This window comes from Microbacterium sp. ZKA21 (assembly GCF_050434165.1).
Lineage (GTDB): Bacteria > Actinomycetota > Actinomycetes > Actinomycetales > Microbacteriaceae > Microbacterium.
The window spans coordinates 1-1,675 of sequence record NZ_JBNPVV010000014.1; the positions used below are offsets into that span (position 1 = coordinate 1).

Consider the following 1,675-nt stretch of genomic DNA (forward strand, 5'->3'; position numbering starts at 1 on the left):
GCCCCACGCTCATCCACGATCGTGTACTGCAAAGACGTCTCCACCTCGGCATCCGGCGCCTGAACCAGCACCCGATCACCCGACACCCGCGCATCAAAGCCCGCAACATCGTCAGGAAGAGTCAAACCGTTCTTCACCAAGGCGACCTTGTCGCCCTCGGGGTCGGAGTCGTTCGCCAGCACGGGCACGGCCACTTCGCGGCCGGGGCGCACCACCACGGCATCCTTCACCGCGTACGGCGACTGATTCACCTCTTCGCTGGGCGCGATGCCGACGTGGACCGTCGCCGTGCCTTCTTTGCCGAGTTTGTCGCGGACCTTGTAAGTGAAGGTGTCGACGCCCGTGGAGTCCTCGAATGCGTCGTAGACGAGATAGTTCGCCTCGACGGTAACGAGGCCCTTCTTCGGATTGGAGTCCAGGCCGAGGAGTTCGACGGAGTCGCCGTCGGCGTCGATGCCGTCCAGCGGGATCGCGATGTTCGCCGTCGTCCCGCTCAACGTACGAGCGGTGACATCACGCGGCCGCGGGGCCGCGTTGGTCTCCTCGTCGACGGCGAGGATCTGGATGGTGATGTATCCGGCGTCGACCTGGCCGTTCTCATCCACCACGTTGTAGGTGGCGTACACGGTCTTCGCCTCGGGCCCTGCCCGGAACCGGACCTCATCCTGCGAGACGAACGCTTCACCGTCCTCGGGGTCGATGAACGGCTCGACAAGCTCCGGCTCCACGTGCATCGCCAGATCATTCGGGTGCGTGTCGTTGTCGAGCACCGGGATCGTCACGACGTCGCCCGCCCTGACCACCGCGGTGTCGTCGTTGGCCACCGGTGGGAGCAGCTTGTCCGGCGCGGGAATCGGGATGACCACGACGTCGCCCTCGGCCGTCTTCGTGCCGTTCGAGATGCGGTACTTGATGCGGACCTGGTCGTCCAGGCCGCCCTGATCCCCGATGCGCAGGGTCTCGTGATTGAGCACCGAGACGGAGACGCCGCTGCCCGGCTCGACCGTCACGGACTGCACGACGAGGACGCCACCGCCCGGATCCGTGTCGTTGTTCAACACACCCACCAGCGCCTCACCGCCGGTCGGCAGCAGCGCGACATCGCGCACCGCGATCGGTGCCAGATCCTCCTGCGACGGCTCCTGCACATCGATGCGCACCAGGCCCACCGCGGCAGGAACGCCGGCGGTCACGTGGTACTGCACGTAGTACACACCCACGGCGGGTGCGGAGAACGTGAACGTCTTGTTCGGGTAGTCCGGGACGATCGTCGTGCCGGCGCGCTCTTCGACACGGGTGAGCCGCAGCGGCTCGCGGCTCGAGCTGGTGTCGTTGGTCAACGGGGCGATGGTGACCTGCGATCCGACCGTCGTCACGATGTGGTCGGCGTTGGTCTTGGGCAGCGTCGAGCCGACGGGGCGCACATCCAGCTGGATGATCCCGGTGGACTGCTCCCCGGAGCCATCGGCCACGACCACCTGCAGTTCGTAGCGTCCTGGTGGGCTCGCGACCGCACGGTACGTGATCTGGCCGTCGGTGGTGAAGTCGACCTCGTCACCGTTCGCCGGTACGACGACCTGCAGGTAGACGTCGTCGCCGTCGGGGTCGATCCAATCCGGCAACACGTTGTACGACACCGTGCCACCCGACTCCACCGCCAGAGTGCTCTTCCGCT

Annotated in this window: 1 protein-coding gene; it reads right to left on the reverse strand. The window is 66.3% G+C overall.

The genetic code is table 11. The annotated features are described in order from the left end of the window. Positions 1-1,637, reverse strand: a 1,637-nt coding sequence (locus tag M2317_RS18325) for an Ig-like domain-containing protein (protein WP_429462708.1), incomplete at its 3' end; no start/stop codon positions are given. Positions 1,638-1,675: the final 38 nt, after the last annotated feature.